General features: G+C 39.9%; 10 protein-coding genes. 1 reads left to right on the forward strand and 9 read right to left on the reverse strand.

Going from position 1 to position 17,846, the window contains the following annotated elements:
- Nucleotides 1-58 precede the first annotated feature (58 nt).
- Nucleotides 59-1,156, forward strand: a complete 1,098-nt coding sequence (locus ACM0OY_RS08685) for an alpha/beta fold hydrolase (protein WP_414568458.1) — start codon at nucleotides 59-61, stop codon at nucleotides 1,154-1,156.
- Nucleotides 1,157-1,342: 186 nt separating this feature from the next.
- On the opposite strand, the gene ACM0OY_RS08690 is transcribed toward ACM0OY_RS08685, so the two are convergent.
- From ACM0OY_RS08690 to ACM0OY_RS08730, 9 genes are all read right to left on the reverse strand, one after another.
- Nucleotides 1,343-2,875, reverse strand: coding sequence for a glycosyltransferase (locus tag ACM0OY_RS08690; RefSeq protein ID WP_414568459.1), 1,533 nt, complete (start codon nucleotides 2,873-2,875; stop codon nucleotides 1,343-1,345).
- A 281-nt stretch (nucleotides 2,876-3,156) separates the two neighbouring features.
- Nucleotides 3,157-6,450 carry a non-ribosomal peptide synthetase gene (locus ACM0OY_RS08695; RefSeq protein WP_414568460.1) on the reverse strand — a complete coding sequence of 1,098 codons (3,294 nt, stop codon included), beginning with the start codon at nucleotides 6,448-6,450 and terminating at the stop codon, nucleotides 3,157-3,159.
- 8 nt (nucleotides 6,451-6,458) lie between these two features.
- Nucleotides 6,459-10,589, reverse strand: coding sequence for a non-ribosomal peptide synthetase (locus tag ACM0OY_RS08700; protein WP_414568461.1), 4,131 nt, complete (start codon nucleotides 10,587-10,589; stop codon nucleotides 6,459-6,461).
- A gap of 194 nt (nucleotides 10,590-10,783) precedes the next feature.
- Nucleotides 10,784-11,224: a hypothetical protein gene (locus ACM0OY_RS08705; RefSeq protein ID WP_414568462.1), complete on the reverse strand. Its 441-nt coding sequence runs from the start codon at nucleotides 11,222-11,224 to the stop codon at nucleotides 10,784-10,786.
- A gap of 462 nt (nucleotides 11,225-11,686) precedes the next feature.
- Nucleotides 11,687-12,718 (reverse strand): glycosyltransferase family 2 protein, encoded by a 1,032-nt coding sequence (locus ACM0OY_RS08710; RefSeq protein ID WP_414568463.1) that lies wholly within the window; start codon nucleotides 12,716-12,718, stop codon nucleotides 11,687-11,689.
- A 234-nt stretch (nucleotides 12,719-12,952) separates the two neighbouring features.
- Nucleotides 12,953-13,981, reverse strand: a complete 1,029-nt coding sequence (locus tag ACM0OY_RS08715) for a glycosyltransferase family 2 protein (protein WP_414568464.1) — start codon at nucleotides 13,979-13,981, stop codon at nucleotides 12,953-12,955.
- 196 nt (nucleotides 13,982-14,177) lie between these two features.
- Nucleotides 14,178-15,440, reverse strand: coding sequence for a hypothetical protein (locus ACM0OY_RS08720; RefSeq protein ID WP_414568465.1), 1,263 nt, complete (start codon nucleotides 15,438-15,440; stop codon nucleotides 14,178-14,180).
- A gap of 50 nt (nucleotides 15,441-15,490) precedes the next feature.
- A complete protein-coding gene (locus tag ACM0OY_RS08725) occupies nucleotides 15,491-16,483 on the reverse strand; it encodes a glycosyltransferase family 2 protein (protein WP_414568466.1) in 993 nt (330 codons plus the stop codon).
- Nucleotides 16,484-16,749: 266 nt separating this feature from the next.
- A complete protein-coding gene (locus ACM0OY_RS08730) occupies nucleotides 16,750-17,808 on the reverse strand; it encodes a polysaccharide pyruvyl transferase family protein (RefSeq protein WP_414568467.1) in 1,059 nt (352 codons plus the stop codon).
- Between the last annotated feature and the right edge of the window lie 38 nt (nucleotides 17,809-17,846).

The raw sequence follows: 17,846 nt of genomic DNA on the forward strand, positions 1-17,846 counted from the left end.
ATGGTATGAAGCTAAAAGCAGTTAACAAGGTATCGCAAGGTTTAGGCTCATGATATTCATGCCTCATAATTTTCTGCTTGTATGGCTGGTTCAACTGCTGTCGATTGGGGTACTTGGTGGGGGAATCTACATTCTCTATGAGTGGTACGAAGGAGAACTTGTAGGAACATCTTACTTGGTAGCTGGACTAGTTATGATTCTGTGGACTTTTGGTGGCCGTTTTATCAGCTTGCCACTGTTGCGCCGTCCTGGAACCGAGGAACCTAAATTTATGCGTAGCAAAACCGTGCAGCGTTTGCCACGACCGGATGGGAGCGTGTTGCAAGTAGAGTTTTTTGGGTCTGAAGATGGTCAACCGATTATCTTGTCACATGGTTGGGGGCCGAATAGTACTGTATGGTATTATGCCAAGCGACAATTAAGCGATCGCTTCCGAGTAATTGTTTGGGATCTACCAGGGTTAGGAAAATCCGCTAAACCGAAAAACAACGATCACTCTATAGAAAAATATGCCCGTGACTTGGAAGCTGTTATTGCCATAGCAGGCGAAAAACCTGTTATCCTGCTAGGACACAGCATGGGTGGAATGATTAACCTGACATTCTGTCGCCTGTTTCCAGAGCAATTGGGGAGTCGAGTGGCCGGCTTAATTCTTGTCGATACTACTTACACCAATCCGGTAAAAACTTGTATCTTGAGCAATTTGGTACGTAAATTGCAAAAACCCCTACTCGAACCTGTGTTGTACCTGACTATTGTGCTGTGGCCGATTTTTTGGTTGATGACTTGGCTTTCGTATTTGAATGGTTCACTGTACATCAGCGTAGAACTTTCTGGATTTACCGGTACAGAAACACGCGGTCAACTAAGCTTTGCAGGTTTATTATCAGCATTGGGTTCGCCTGGTGTTCTGGCTCGTGGCACACTGGCAATGTTCAACTTTGATGAAACAGAAACACTTGCAACTATTAACGTGCCTGTGTTGGTTGTTTGCGGCGCTTCAGATATAGCGACAAAACCTGTGGCGAGCGATCGCATGAAAGCAGAAATACCATCTGCTGAACGAGTCACCATCAAACCAGGTGGACACATGGCATTGATGGAACAAAACCAGCAGTTTGCCGAAGCAGTCAGCACGTTTTGTGCTGGCTGCTGATAGTTAACTTAACGCGAAATGGGCGGTTAGAAACCGCATCTACACAAACAAAACCCACCTCCGTGGGTTAAAAGCCTTAATTTTTTATTAGTCCGCGGAGGCGGACTTCGTTTGTGTAGCCGCGAATTGCATTTGCTATGGCTTGAGTTGACACTTTAAGGATGGATTCAGGACTACCGAACCCTTTTAAGTGATAGGCGTACTTAGTACCTTTTGATTAGTTTCAAAGTAGATGTCGCTCAATTCTTCCAAAGAAACATCGGTCTGCGATTCTGGATTACGAAAGTAGGGATGGATGGGAAGCAGTTCAGCGCGAGGGCGGGTTTCTGGTGAAGACAGAATCTGCTCAAGCAGAGACAGGTAGTTTTCAGCAGTACATTCCCAAGTGTACGTCTTCAGCACCCGTTGTTGACCAGCTTGGGCAAAATACTCCCACTCCTGAGCATCACATAACAACCGCTCCAAGCCCCGCGCAATATCAGCAGCATCTTCTGGGTCAACGAGTACGCCATATTCCTTATTTCCTTGTCGCAAGCTCTCGCTAGGCCCACCGTTCTTGGTTGCTACCACCGGCAAACCTGCTACTGCCGCTTCTAAGGGAGCAAGCCCAAAGGGTTCGTAGAGTGCGGTCAGCGCGAACACTGAGCGGCGTTTAACCATAAACCGATAGGCTGCTGCCAGTGATTCTTGAGACTGATCTGACAAGCCAAATGCACTGATCTTGCCCCACAAGTCGTTTTCTTTAACTAGCTCCCGAATCGGAGCTAATACCTCTTCAGTCATATCGTCACTAGTCTCCTCTCGTAAAGGATCGTCCAGTCCCCCTGTAAGTAGCACCAAGTTAGCTCGTTCCTGAAGTGTTGGACTCATTGCGAAGGCTTGCACTAGCCCCAATATGTTTTTTTTAAGCTCTAATCGACTGGATGCTACGATCGCGGGCAAATCTCGACGGGCTTCTGTAATGTCCCGTGCCAATCGCTCCTGAATGAGCTGGTAGGTAGCCTCCTCATTTTCGTAACGCGCCTTTGCACCGAAAATCGAGAAATCTGCTCCCGGTGGAACCACCGCAAAACGGTCGTCTTTGTCTACATCCACTGCACTACGATAGACTCGATGAGAGTACTGTTCAAAGCGTTCTTGTCGTGTACTGGTGATATTAACAGCCGAGCGATTCATGCTCAGGCGTTCGGCTAAGATGCGATATTTGAAATGGAATTGCTCGTCTATTTCTGTGAGATTTTCTGGGGTGACTTCCAGTTTGTCCATCTTTTGAGCGCCGAGAGAATGAGCAGTAAAGGTAAAAGGTATACCTGTCTCTTCTTCAATCAGAACGCCAGATAGTCCACCATCAGCGTAGTGGGCAGTCATTGCATCGGGTAAGCCACCCTGCTGTTGATAAAATTTCAGGATGTTGGGTACCCAATCAGTAACCAGATGAGGCCACAATAACTCTTTAGGCAGAAATTCTTTTGGCCCAGCTGGTAAACGGATAATGCGGACATTATCGACCCCTGGATATGTCTCAAATGGTTCAGCAAATTCTGGCCACTCCGGGTCAATAATTTGACGGGTGAGAATATCAACTTTATGACCCATTTGAGCTATGGCTATGGCGACTTGCTTAACATAAATCAGCTGACCCCCAAAATCTGGGTGTTTCGTTATGTGACTATTGCCTGAATCAAAATTGCCTTGAGGGTTGAGAAATCCAATGTGCATCGCCCACTTCCTAATACAGGTTGATTTCTACTAGAGATTTTTACTTGAAGACGGCAGCAGAAAAGCTTAGTGAGCTTGTTAAAAACTCCCAAGACTGAAAAACGCAGGCAGCGAGGCTGTAATGCCACCAAGAAATAAGTCAAAGGGTTTTTATTAGTTCCCTTTGGCTTAAACCCAGCCAATTCGCGCATTTTCCTTATGCCTAAGTTAATCTTTACTACGGTTCGCGCACATATACCGGATGGCATAAATGGTATAGTGATCCCCAACTTAGGGGTTTCTCAAAATTCCACTTCTTCTCGCTGAATTCCTGTAGTTTCAATCTTATCTACACCTTTTGCTACCCAGCACATTGTGTCAATATACTTAGCAAGTTGTTCAACAGTTGGTGTTTCAAACAAATTGCGTACAGGTAAATCTATTTGAAAGGTATCACGTATGCGAGAAGTTAGCACAGTCGCTAGTAGAGAATGACCGCCCAATTCAAAGAAATTATCGTGGACGCCTACTTGCTCTTTTCCCAAGACTTTAGCCCAAATTTCTGCAAGTAACTTTTCAACCTGCGATCGCGGTGCCACATAATCTTGATTATTGAAAGTAATTGTCTCAGGTATGGGTAAAGCATGGCGATCGACTTTGCCATTAGCTGTTAGAGGTAGAGATTCCAATACCATATATGCTTTTGGCACCATGTATTCTGGTAGCTTTTCTTTGAGGAATTGACGAAGTAAGGACGCAAAGCTTTGCACGTCTTCCATAGGTATCCGTTCCTGCTTGGGAACAATATAAGCCACCAAATACTTATCATCAGGTACGTCCTCACCAGCAATAACTATAGTTTCTTTCACTGCTGGATGTTGACTCAGCACTGCTTCAATTTCTGACAACTCAATGCGGAAGCCACGAATCTTTACTTGATTGTCAATGCGACCTAAAAATTCAATATTGCCATCTGGTAAATAGCGGGCTAAGTCACCCGTTTTATAAAGACGTGCTTTCGGTTTCTTACTAAAAGGATGAGTAATAAAGTTTTTAGCAGTTAATTCAGTTCGATTGAGATATTCTCGCGCCAGCCCCTCCCCACCGATATATAATTCGCCAGTAACGCCAATAGGCACTAGTTGTAAATAGGTATCTAATATATAAATTTGTGTGTTTGTAATGGGGCGACCAATAGGTAAAGATGTGGCTGATGGTAACTCTTCTACGCAGTAATAAGAGGAAAATGTTGTATTTTCTGTAGGGCCATAAACATGAATTAAGTGCTTCGGCGCACCAGATTCGAGAATCTTTTTAATCCATCTCGTATCAACGGTTTCGCCACCAAACAGGAAATATTTCAAGGTCGCAAAAGCTTGCGGAACATCTCTAATAATCTGTTGAAATAAGGCGGTGGTCAAAAACAGAACGTTGATACTTTTTTCTCGTAGTTGTAATGCTAATTCATGAGGTGAAATGGTTACATCTTTACTAATCATTACAAGTTGAGCGCCGTTAAGTAGCGCTCCCCAAATCTCGAATGTCGCTGCATCAAAAGAAGCGTTTGAGGCTTGGGCGATTTTATCAGATGGTGACAATTTTATATAGTTAGTATTGCACACTAACCGATTTACAGCTTTGTGAGGTACAGCCACTCCCTTGGGTTTTCCTGTAGAACCAGAGGTGTAAATAATATAGGCTAAATTATCACTATTTAAATCACTTTTAACATTGTCTTCCTTTTCTTGGGTAATAATTTTCCAGTCTTTATCTATAGAAATAATTGGATTTGAGAAACCTTCAAAATGCTTGAGTAAGTTTTCTTGTGTCAGCAATACTGAAACTTGTGCATCTTCCAGCATAAAATTTAGGCGTTCTTGAGGATAGCTGGGGTCTAATGGAACATACGCTCCCCCTGCTTTAAGAATTCCCAATAACCCGATTATCATTTCTATAGACTGGGAAATACAAATGCCAACTAAAACTTCTGAACCTACTCCTATTTTTTGTAAGTGGTGCGCTAGTTTATTGCTGCAAGTATTCAAATCTTGATAAGTAAGTTGCTCGTTAGCAAAGTTGACTGCTATAGAATCAGGATACTGCTGTACCTTTTCTTCAAACAATTGATGGATACACTTATCTTGAGGATAATCGGCTTGGGTGTTATTCCATTCCACCAATACCTGATGTAACTCCGCTTCACTTAATAACGGTAAATTTGCAATTTGTTGTTCTGGATTTGCAACAATGCTTGACAACAGAGTTTTAAAATGTTCCAGCATCCGGCTAATAGTAGCTTGCTCAAACACATCTGTGTTATAAATTATTACGCCACGGAGTCCTTCAGAATATTCCCAGTTTGCACCCCATAAGCTCCTAAAGTCATCAGAACACTTCCATAAATGTAATTCTAAATCAAAGCGGGTTTTTTTAAAGTCAATATTCATAAAGCTAGGCACTAATCCAGGCAATTCTAGCGCCGACATTGGCGAATTCTGCAAACTAAAGACTACTTGAAATAACGGATGATGGCTCAAGTTTCGCTCTGGATGCAGTCCTTCAACTAGCTTGTCAAATGGCAAATCTTGCTGATTATAAGCTCCAAGTGTTACTTCTCTTACTCTATCTAAAAGTTCTCGAAAAGTTGGGTTTCCAGATAAGTTGCTGCGTAGGACTAAACTATTGACAAAAAAACCAATCAAACCTTCAATTTCGCTGCGGTTACGGTTAGCAATTGGCGAACCTACCGCAATATCTTCTTGATGTGTGTAGCGGTAGAGCAAAGTTTTGAACGCTGCCAGCAGCGTCATAAAAAAGGTGACTCCTTCTTGCTGCGAAAGCTTTTCTAGTGCATCAGTTAGCTTTTTTGGTAACTCAAAAAATTGTGTTGCTCCTTGATAGCTTTGTATAGCTGATCTTGGTTTGTCGGTAGGCAAATGTAGCATAGAAATGCCATTTAATTGCTGCTGCCAATAAGTTAACTGCGTTTGCAGCACTTCTCCTTGTAGCCACTCGCGTTGCCAGTGGGCAAAGTCAGCATATTGAAGAGGCAGTTCTGATAAAAACGGAGTTTGGTTCTGTGCAAAAGCTGTGTACAGCATTCCCAGTTCTCGAATCAGCACCCCAATAGACCAATCGTCGCAGATAATGTGGTGCATATTTAGTAATAGAATATGTTCTGTCTTGGAAAGCACAAGTAACTTCACTCGCAGTAATGGCCCGGAGGATAAATTGAAGGGATGTTCTATCTCTGCGGTAATAATCCTCCTTGCTTCTGGCTCTCCTTTACCATCTGGCAATAGTTGGAGGTCTAATACAGAAATAGGTATTGTTAAGCTAGGTGCGTTAGCGCAGCTTTCCGCAGGAATCGCCTGTAGAGGTTGCCCATCCAACACGATAAATGTAGTACGTAAGCTTTCATGGCGACGCACAATTTCGTTAAAAGTCTGCTCCAGTGCCGTTAAATTAAGCGAACCAGTTAAGCGAATTACTGTCGGCACATTATAAATAGTATTGTTAGGGATCAACTGGTCGAGGAACCATAACCGTTGTTGGGCAAAAGATACTGGAAAGACGAAAACCTCTTCAGAAGACATATTGCTCCTTATTTTAAAGTTTGTGCTTTCTCAATACAGGCTCTTAACTGTGCGGCGAGAACCTGGATATTGGGTTTTCTCAGCATGGTTAGGTGATTACCAGGAATATGATGAATTTCCGTTCTTTCCACAGCTAACTGATCCCAACCCATACTCGACTCTTCCTCGGCAATGTTTAACTGAACTTTTGTTCTGAAAAGATTAATTTGCTTAGGGTAGACTTGCGGAACGTAGTTGAGAACTGCTTGGCTATTAGCGTAAAAAACACGAAGCATAGGGACAATTGCTGACTCACTTAAAAGTCTTAACTTGGATTCTTCAGATATAAGATTGACTGTGGCATCCTCCTTTTGGATGAAGTGCGAGAACAGATTTGTTTGGAGCGATCGCATCAACGGCCCCCAAAAGAAGTATTTGTTAATTCGGTTCTTACTAGGAGCAGTAATTAGACGCAAATAATCGAGCAAAAAGGGCCACATATATGGCACTACTGTAGTTATAAAAAACTTGAAAGTATTAATAAAAGAAGGAATATTGCTCTTAATTGGTGCTACAGTGTCAAGCACAGCAAGTAAAGCTACTTCTTCCCCAGAATTTTGGAGTTGTTGAGCCATCTCAAAAGCAACCCAACCTCCGAAAGACCAACCTCCTAGAAAATAAGGACCTTTTGGTTGTATTGAGCGCAATGCTTCAATGTAGTGGCTAGCCATATCCTCAATGCGATTTAATGGAGTTTCTCCATCAATTCCAATAGGTTGTAGCCCGTAAAATGGTTGATTACTACCTAATTGATGAGCTAATTCATAATAAGGAAAGACAACACCAAAGATTGGATGGACGCAGAAAAAAGGTGGATTTGAACCATTTAGTTGAATCGGAACCAAAGGAGACCACGCCAAAGAATTTGTTTTTAAATATAGAGCAATTGCTAAACTTTCAATTGTTTGATTTAAAAACAGGTTAGATAAGGGTAAATCACGATCAAGCTGCTTGTTTATCTGGTCTAATAAACGTACAGCTAGCAGTGAATTTCCTCCCAAATCGAAGAAGTTATCATGAATACCTATATGCTCAACGTTAAGGACTTCAGCCCAAATTTTTGCCAAGGTTGACTCAGTTGGAGTCCGAGGAGGAATAAAGGTTTTATCTATTGAGCGGCTCAGAGTATGAACTTCTTTTAGTGCATAACGATCCACTTTACCATTAGCTGTTAGCGGCAGAGAATCCAGAATTACAAAAGCCTTTGGTATCATGTATTCTGGTAATTTTTCTTTTAAAAATTCACGTAGTTCAATAATTGTTTGCTCTTGCGGTGACTTAGAAACAATATAAGCTACTAAATGCTTATGATCGGATGGATTACTTTGAGAAATTACAATTACTTCTTGTATATTTTTATGTTGAATTATAACTGTTTCAATCTCGGACAACTCAATGCGGAAGCCACGAATTTTTACTTGATTATCAATGCGTCCTAAAAATTCAATATTACCGTCTGGCCGATATTGGGCTAAATCACCAGTCTTGTAAAGCCTTGCTCCTTTTTTGCCATTAAAAGGATTGGGAATAAACTTTTTGGCAGTTAATTCAGGGCTGTTAAGGTAGCCTCGTGCTAGCCCATCACCACCAATATATAATTCGCCTAAAATTCCAATTGGTACAGGTTGTAAATGTTTATCTAATATATAAATTTCAGTGTTAGCAATTGGGCGACCAATGGGAGGTTTTTCACTTACAGATTTAATTTCGGCAACGGTTGACCAAACGGTTGCTTCAGTAGGCCCGTAAGCGTTAAAAAACCCCCGGCTAGAACTCCACCAACGTTTTATTATATCCTCAGAACATGATTCGCCCGCACTAATAAGAGTTTGTAATTCGGGGAGTGATTCTGTAGGTAAAACTGCCAAAACCGCAGGTGGGAAAGTGACGTGAGTAATAGCTTTTTCGCGTAATAGTTGGAGCAAAGCTTTTCCAGGGAGAAGACATTCTTTATTTGCTAAATAAAGAGTTGCCCCTATTTGCAATGCCATCACAATCTCAAAAATTGAAGCATCGAAACTCAATGATGCAAATTGCAGAATGCGGTTACTTAGTTGGAAGTTAAAAACCTCAATTTGATTTGCTGCTAAATTAGACAATCCTCGGTGTTCTATCAAAACGGCTTTTGGTTGTCCTGTTGAGCCAGAAGTGTAGATGACATAAGCTAAGTTTTCAAGTGTTATACAACTCTTTGGATTTTCTTGACTCTGTTGTGTAATGCTTCCCCAATCTTTATCTATACTAATAATTAGTTTTGAGAATTCTGTAAAATGCTGAAGCAATTTTCCTTGTGTTAGCAATACTGAAACTTGTGTATCTTCCAACATGAAGTTAAGACGCTCTTGAGGATAGCTAGGATCTAAAGGTATGTATACGCCGCCAGCTTTGAGGATACCTAATAACCCAATTATCATCTCTGGCGAACGCTCTACACAAATACCAACTAAAGATTCGGTTTGAACACCTATTTTTTGGAGATGATATGCAAGTTGATTGCTGCGTATATTTAACTCTTTGTAGCTTAGTTGTTGATTCCCAAATACTAGTGCAACTGCATCTGGATTTTTCTCTACCTGGGCTTCAAATAACTGGTGAAAACATTTATTATCTGGGTAATTTTTTTTAGTATTGTTCCAATCAATTAATAACTGCTGTCGTTCTTCTTTAGTAAGCAAAGATAAATCTGAAAGATGCTGTTTGGGATTGATGATAATACTTTCTAACAGTATTTGGTAATGTCCCAGCATTCGCGTAATAGTGCTTTGATCAAATAAATCAGTGCTATACACCACTTCTCCTTTGAGAGTTTCCAAGTCTCGCCACACATGGAACTCTAAATCAATCTTTGCAATTTTGCTGTCGAAGTCGAATAGCGAAAGCTTTAGCCCAGGTAACTCTAGCGTTTCAATGGGAGTATTTTGCAGGCTAAATACAACCTGAAATAAGGGATGGCGGCTCAAATCTCGCTCTGGGTTAAGTTCCTCCACCAGCTTTTCAAAGGGCAAATCCTGATGGGTGTATGCTCCTAAAGTTACCTCTCGCACTCGATTTAATAATTCTTGAAACGTCGGGTTCCCTGAAAAATCTGTACGCAGCACCAAAGTATTGACAAAAAAACCAATCAACCCCTCTAGTTCACTTCGGTTGCGATTAGCGATAGGCGAACCTACCGCAATATCATCTTGCTGTGTGTAGCGATATAGCAAAGTTTGGAAGGCTGCCAACATTGTCATGAATAACGTAACATCTTCTTGGTAGCTAAGTGCTTCTAGCCCTTGAGTTAAAGACTGTGGTAGTTCTAGAAAATGTTTTGCACCCCTGTGGGTTGGAACTGCTGGTCTTAGTCGGTCAGTGGGTAGATTCAGTGCCGAAATCCCGTCTAATTGTTTTTGCCAATAAGCTAACTGCGTTTGTAACGGCGAACAGCCGTTTGTCCCTGTGCCTTGTAGCCATTCCCGTTGCCATTGGGCGAAATCTGCGTACTGAATGGGTAGTTCTGGCAGAGGCATAGACATCAGACATCGCTGATCTTCTACAAAAGTTTTGTATAATACCCCCAGTTCTCTAACTAGCACTCCAATTGACCAGCCATCAGCAACAATGTGATGTAGATTTAGCAGCAGTACATATTCTGCTTCATCTAGTTGTAGCAGCTTCACTCGCAGCAATGGCCCGGTAGTGAGATTGAAAGGATTTTGAGCCTCTGCGGTTGCGATTCGCTGTACTTGTATCTCACGTTCTTGGCTCTCGAAATTGCGTATATCTATTAGGGGAAAAGGTATGGTTAAGCTGGGTGTGTTAGCGCAGCTTTCCGCAGCGATCGCCTGCACTATTTCTTGCTCTACCATAACAAACATAGTGCGTAAGATTTCGTGGCGACGGACAATTTCGTTTAATGTCTGCTTGAAGGCGGTGAAGTTTAGAGAACCTCTCAGACGAAGTGCTGTTGAGACATTATAAAATGGATTACCCGGTGCTAACTGATCGAGAAACCACAATCGTTGCTGGGCGAAAGAAGTGGGGAAGATAAAAACCTCTGCATCTTCAGAAAAATTAAGTTCTTCATCATCTGTAAGGCTACTAAAAATATACTTGCTCATCAGAATATCTTTCCCAAAAAAAGAGTATGAAGAGAGAGGGCTGATAAAGTTATTTCTTGCACAACGATAATGCATTTGCTAAAAGCAACCCATATTTTACTGTAGATTCTTCTGCCAGATGCCACTTCTACTGGAGTTTAGACTAAAAGAGTGGCCGCCGAGATACGGATACCATTGGCGAATTCCCTAACCAGCTAAACTGAACCGATTAGTTCAGCAATGAAACGATTGAGAACCTTCTGAGCAGTTTTATACCTAGTAGCTTGCTTACCTAACTTCAGTTGGGACAAAATGCGATCGCGTAAAATTTCAAGTTCTGAGGTCGTTGGCAACGCTACAGACTGTCTTTCCCTGGTGGGATCTGATGTTAGATGAAACTCCCTCACCCGTGTAATACTCGGTTGTCGTTTGTTTTCCTCTTGATGGGGAGCTAAAAATTCTGAGTCTTCCCGTGTAATACTCGGTAAAGTGTTATGCCTAACAATGTATTCTAAATAGTCAGCCCTAGTTAAACCTGAGCATTCAGACACAATACCAAGAGCTTTCCAGGTATCATCAGTCAGTCGCAAAGAACGTACTTCACGATAATCATCATTCTTGAGCGCAAACTTTCCCTGAATATCCCGTTTCAACATCAGCATTCCCGTGTATTACATCGTAAGTTTAACGGGAAATGACCTTACTTTTCCATGTAATACACGGTAAAAAACCTAAATCTTAATTGATGTTTTAGCAACAGTCTAAACGAGTATTATCTAGCACACAGTAGAGTCTGCCAGCCTTGCAAAGTGTGAGGAGCGAGTTTTAGCCAATGGGATCTGCTCCAACCACGCGAAAACTCGACTGAGATTGATTGCGGCAGCCGTTAGGATATGCTGTAGATGAATTTTAGCCAGGGCGTTCGCGGTAGCGTCTCGTAGAGAAGACCATTGCGAATTGTGAATTGGTATAAGGCCTAGTAGAACCGTCAGTGGAGATCTGTTTTGTGGTAAAAAAGAACGGTCGAGTGGATGGGGCGAAAGGTTGGCAGCGATCGCACCCACCGGGTTGTTCAGTAATATTGAGCCAACAGTATCCGTAACTGAGGACGATCTTGGTTAACTCGCCCTAAGTAAAATGCGCCATCTTTGGGTAGCGCCTGTGGTTTTTAGAGCGATAGCCTGAATTGAACTGTAAAGAGACTGAGGCAAGAGCCAAAGAAAATAAGCAGCAGCCAAGGTCAAAAGTGTACGGCTTGGCTCTTTAAAAAGAATGCGCCAGTTGGCTAGCAAGGCTCGATTCACAAGTTTCACAGCCATTGCACCATCTTGTAGAGTTACTGCTCTACGAGCTAAATACCGCAATATATAGGCTTTAGCCAGTGTTTCATATCGATTAACTATTTCTGGAGCATACAAACGTGCCCTACTAAGCATCAATTCCCAAGCATCTAACTGCTTGAGTATGTTTGCTGATAATCCACCAGAATTTACTCGATATAAAGTTAGAGCTTCGGGAATACCCTCTATTTGCAGATTGCTCTTAACAGATATCCGAAACCAACACTCAACATCTGTAGAATCACCATTAGGATGACGCGATCGCTCATCGAAGTAAAAGTCTTCAAAAGTACCATAAAGGTTATCTTGGAACTTAATCGCTTCAAAAACTTCTCTTTTAATCACTGCCACCGAACCATTGCTAATAGGATTTCGGCAAAGAACAATCCCTGGAGTAATTCCCTTAAGCTGAGGTATTTGATAAATACCTAAGGGTTGTCCATTTTCATCGATAAAAGCAGAACGGCTAAAGCTTACCCCTACATGAGGTGAATTATCTAGATGCTTAACATGTTTTTCTAATTTTTCTGGCAACCAGAGATCGTCAGCATCTAAAAGAGTTAAATATTCTCCCGTAGCATGTCGAATACCAGTGTTTCTAGCCCCAGGCAGTCCCCGGTTCTGTTGACGAATAATTTTAATTCTAGGGTCTGTGAATTGCTGACAAATTTCTATGCTTTTGTCAGGAGAACCATCGTCAATAATTAAAATCTCAAAATTTTTGTAAGTTTGATTAAGAGCCGATTGAAGTGTTGCAGCTATATATTTCTCGGCTTTATAAACTGGAATAATGATAGAAACTTTATTCATTGTAACCCTCCTAATAATGATAGTGAACTGACATTTTAGACACTTAATTATGTTTTTCTAAAAACAACAGTAGGTAAAACCCAGAATAAATAAATTTTATTGTTGTAAGTTGTGGATAAATGAACAGTGTTTGTACACCACTAATTTGTCAATTTTATGGTGTTTAATTAATGGTAATTTATTGTAAATTTTGTGTTATAAATTCTGGATTATTCTCAATATATGCAATCTTAATTAGCTGTTCAAAAGCTGTTCTTGAAGAATGCGGTGTTGTTGATTAGCCCCTGTCTTCTTTAAAGCAAGTGTCTCAATAAAGCTGTAAATAGATTTAGGCAAAAGCCAAAGAAAATAGGCAGCAACCAAGGTTAAAAGCATCCGACGTGGTTCTTTAAAAAGAATACGCCAGTTGCTTGTTAAAGCTCGATTGACTAGTTTCACAGCCATTAAACCTGCTTGTAGACGAACTGCATTGCGAGCTAAATACTGTAGCTGGTAGGCTCTGGCCAGTGTTTCCCATTGATTAACTATTTCTGGAGCATAAGAACGTGTCTTTTCAATTACTTTTTCCCAAAAATCTAATTGTTTAAGCAAGTTTGCAGAAAGCCCTTCTGAATTCACCCGATATAAAGTCAAAGCTTCAGGAATGCCTTCTATTTCCCAATTAGTTTTAATAGAGATACGAATCCAACATTCCAGATCCTCTGATTGGCGGAAGTGTTCGTCAAAATAATAATCCTCAATAATTCCGTAAAGATTATCTTGAAATTTAATTGCTTCAAAAACCTCTTTTTTAATCACTGCTGCGGAACCATTGCCAACAGGATTGCAAGTAAGTAAATAAGGTGTCGTGATTTGTTTAAGCTTAGGCATCTGATATGTACCTAAAGCTTTTCCAGCTTTATCGATAAAAGCAGAGCGACTAAAGCTAACACCTACATTTGTTGAATTTTCTAGGTGAGTAATATGTTTTTCTAGCTTGTCTGGTAGCCAGAGGTCATCTCCATCTAAAAATGCTAAATATTCTCCTTGAGCATGGCGAATACCAGTATTTCTAGCTCCAGCTAATCCTCGATTTGCTTGATGAATAATTTTAATTCTAGGGTCTGTGAATTGCTGGCAGATTTCTATACTCTTGTCAGGAGAAGCATCATCGATTATCAAAAGCTCGAAATTTTTATAAGTTTGATCGAGAGCCGATTGCAGGGTAGCAGCTATGTACTTCTCAACTCCATAAACTGGAATTATTACAGAAACTTTTTTCATCTTTGAAGACTAATTTTATTCTAGCCAGGTTTTTAAGTTGTACTGTTAGTACAGTAATCTCTGATATAGCAATGAAAATACTATCTGCTGGCTACGATCGCACATAAATCTGGTATCATCCATCTGGCTATCCGCTTGGAGTTAGTGGTGAGAGTTGCCATAATTAGAAGCCAGCTTGTTCTGCAATTCTAAATATTTAGCTATTTTTAGGTATTGCAATATTGTTTGCTAAACATAGTCCAATCTTCTCAATAGCTAGGTCATCGTCTTGTCCCAATTGAACTACGCTTGAAGAGCGATCCTGTCTTTTAAACAGACTGTGCAATACCCAGGCAAAGCCTCCCGTAGTTTTAATGATGATATCAGCACAAACTATTGCATGAATACTTTCAAATGTATTCTTCTCGGATTCGCCAACAATAGTATAAACATTTGAGTACTTAGAAAAAACCTCAAACTCTTTATTTGGTGTTTTTTCAATCTTATTTAATTGCCTTTTTTCTTCTTCACTTAATTTTATTTCACCTTTAAATATGGCATGTCTGATGTTTTGGAATGTTCTTTCGTAGCCATCTGACATGACTATGACGGAAAAATTTTCTTTTCCGTATTTAGAAAATATTTTTTGTAATAGAATATCAGCCTTATTTGTGTCATTAGAGTTGGAGTAATTGTTAATTTCCCATTCATCCAAATCATTTATACTTTCAAATACTTTAACTTGTGAGCTAAAAACTCCAATTAATTTTTTATTTAGATTGACTAACATCCTATCACCTTTCCTCAAATGTATTACAATTTTCACTGTTTGAGGTTTGAAAGGTATGCGTACAGGTCTATTTTGTCTTGCTCTATAGTAATTTTCAGATAATTGTAATTTAAGTGGTTTAAGCGTAATTCCTTCTGGATCTGCACTGTTGAGTAATTCATCTAGACGAAAAGCACGACGACCTTGATATAGTTGAGGTCTAAATGTTAAACAGTAGATGGCTTTTTTTGAAGAAGGAGTTACTTCGGCAATAAATTTGTTAACAGACTCTTTAAGTTGCTCAATATTAGATATTTTATTTTCGTAATAAATTTCATCTATAGGTATTGGAATAATTTTACAATTAATAAATTTTTTATCACTTATATTTTGTTCCCAGTTATCAAAACCAAGAAAATTACTAAGTTTATCAGAATATTTGTCAGTTTTCCGAAGTTTGTTGACAGTAGTCTCAATTTTTTTAAGAATTTTTCCCAGAAAATTTAATTCGTATCTTTTCTCATAGGCAAGTGGTGTATGTACATAAGTGTAATCGCATAATTGCCCAATTCTATATAGAAGTGATAGCTGCCATAGCATATCTGCCAATCCAGATTTCACCAACTTGACAGTAAAAAAAACTTCTTCTTTATCCTGATTATTGAAATCGCCGTTTATTTGGACAATAGTGTTGTAAGGTTTAATATTCACGATCGCTCCCTGCAAATGATTTAAATAAGTTATGTTAAATGAGACATCTTTCAAACAGCAGAATTAGCTTTTTTATTGGAGTATTGCATCCTACTAGCTCGAATTTTGCTAATAATTTGGAGCAAATAACTAGCAATCTTCGGTGAAAGTACTTTGATTAAAAGTAACTTGAATACTAAAGTTTGAACTTTTTTTGTTAACAAAATCTTGGGATACAAGCTAATTGCTTTTTTCAGCTTTTGGCTAGCCAATTTAGCTCCACTAGCACCAGGAACACGAGTCAAATATAAGTGTGCTAAAAACTGATAGATATTAGCTAGGCTATGATTTTTGAGATAGTGAAGTTCTGAGGGTGCTAATTGAAATGCTCTTTCAATCATAATGAGATGGTATTTCTCTGCTACCTCAATTTTAGAGGACATCGCCCCTGAAGTTTGACGGTAAAAAATTTGTTGCTTAGGGACTACAACAAATTGCCAACGAACTGCAAGCCGTAACCAATATTCCCAGTCTTCACAATATTTAAGTGTAGAATCAAAATCTCCTGTAGAATCAATAGCTTGTTTGCGAATCAAAGGATTTGAACCACTTTCTAAAAAATTGCCTAGTAATAAATTAGCAAAAACATTACCTTCAAAAGATACAGTATTACTACTATGAAAAGCTTCACCTTTGTCATCCATGTAATAAGTCCAACTATAAGCAACTCCCGCTTCTGGATGCTGTTGCAAGGCGGCAAGTTGTAGTTCTAATTTATCAGGTGTCCATAAATCATCTGCATCGATAAATGTAATAAATTCTCCAGTAGCATGAGAAATACCACGATTGCGAGCTACTGGCAAACCAGCATTGTTGTAGGAGAAAATTTTGATTCGAGAGTCTTCAACTGAATTCACTAATTCTAAAGTTTTATCTGTTGAGCCATCATTAATTATAATTAGCTCAAAATCTGAAAAGGTTTGTTGTCGAACGGATGCAATCGTTTCTAAGATAGTTCGTTCACCATTATAAACAGGAATAATTACTGATATTTGCGGAGGCATAAAGATTACATTCCCTCTAAATTAATATCTCTGTTTGTTAATTAATACCTTGATGTGTCTATTTCTTGCGCTTCTTAATTTTTGACAGCCAATAATCATTAATTACTCAGGACTTACGCAAAATTATGAAATAACGAACCACAAAGGACGCAAAGGACACAAAGAAATAAGAGTTTCAGAGAGTTTTTGCGTAAGTCCTATTACTGTGGAATATTGACTGTTTGCTATAAATGAATCCCGCAAGTTTGCACTGTAATTTCAATGCATTACAACTTACTCAAGAGGACTTCACTTTTTTGATTACCTAAAAGCAATTTAACGATCGCGTATGTTGCTTTCTTCTTAAATGTTCTGGCTTTTCTCACAACTACCTGTCTAATTGTGAAACGCGGAGGTTCTAACTGAGATTTGTCAAGTGCCTCTTCGCGGCAAACTCTAGCACTGGATGAACTTGGCATTAAGGCTGAGATAAATTCATCGCGCACTTGTTCGACTGTCTTAATGGCGCGATCGCGACAATCTCTGGCTTTTTCTCGTGCTGCTTCTGTTTGACAGTAGTCGAAAGCTTGTTGCAATGCCTCGTCTGTTAAATTCTCAGCGTTAAAGACTACAGGCCAGCCAATAGTTTTCGTTTGAAGTACTATCTTAGCTCCTCCAGCGATCGGGTCTATGGCAATAACAGGAACTCCATTCTTGAGTGCCAATACAGTTCCGTGTAAACGTGTTGTCACCACAAAGTCCATACGAGCGATTAACGATTCGATTTCGGCTGCACTTTTGAGATTGGTTTGATTGGGGTCTAAACCTGTATCGATAGGCACTGTCACCATTTCTCGTGAGGCAATGAGTCGGTTAATGGCCTCATGGGCAATTTGATGTCTGCCTTTATCTTTATATTCATGTTGTGGATGAACCAAAATAATACCCACAACAGGTACTTTTGGTTGGCGTGACACGAAGGTAATATCTGGGCGTGAAATAGCAGAACTGTCTCTTTCTAAAAGTACATCAAAAGGATTCCAGCGATCGATTGGCTCTATCATTGATAGGTCAACACCAATCAGACGACAGCAACTAAAGTGTTCCACAAAATCATTAGATAGCTTGACATAAGGAAAAGGGCCGCATACAAACACAACGTGTGAATAAGTATGCGGATCGACTAAACGCCAATCGACACCACCCACAAAGGGAGGAGCAAGAGCAACATCATAAGCATAACCAGCCTTCTCAATCCACTCACAAACGATATCTCGTGCCATCAAATCGCCAGCTGTAGTATTACATTTCTCAAAACTGAACCAACCTGCCACAAGAATTTTCATACAAATATCTCCTTTAAAAAATTAATTTAACTGCATGA

The sequence above is a fragment of the Nostoc sp. CCY 9925 genome (genome assembly GCF_963920935.1).
In the GTDB taxonomy this organism is placed as follows: Bacteria; Cyanobacteriota; Cyanobacteriia; order Cyanobacteriales; family Nostocaceae; genus Nostoc.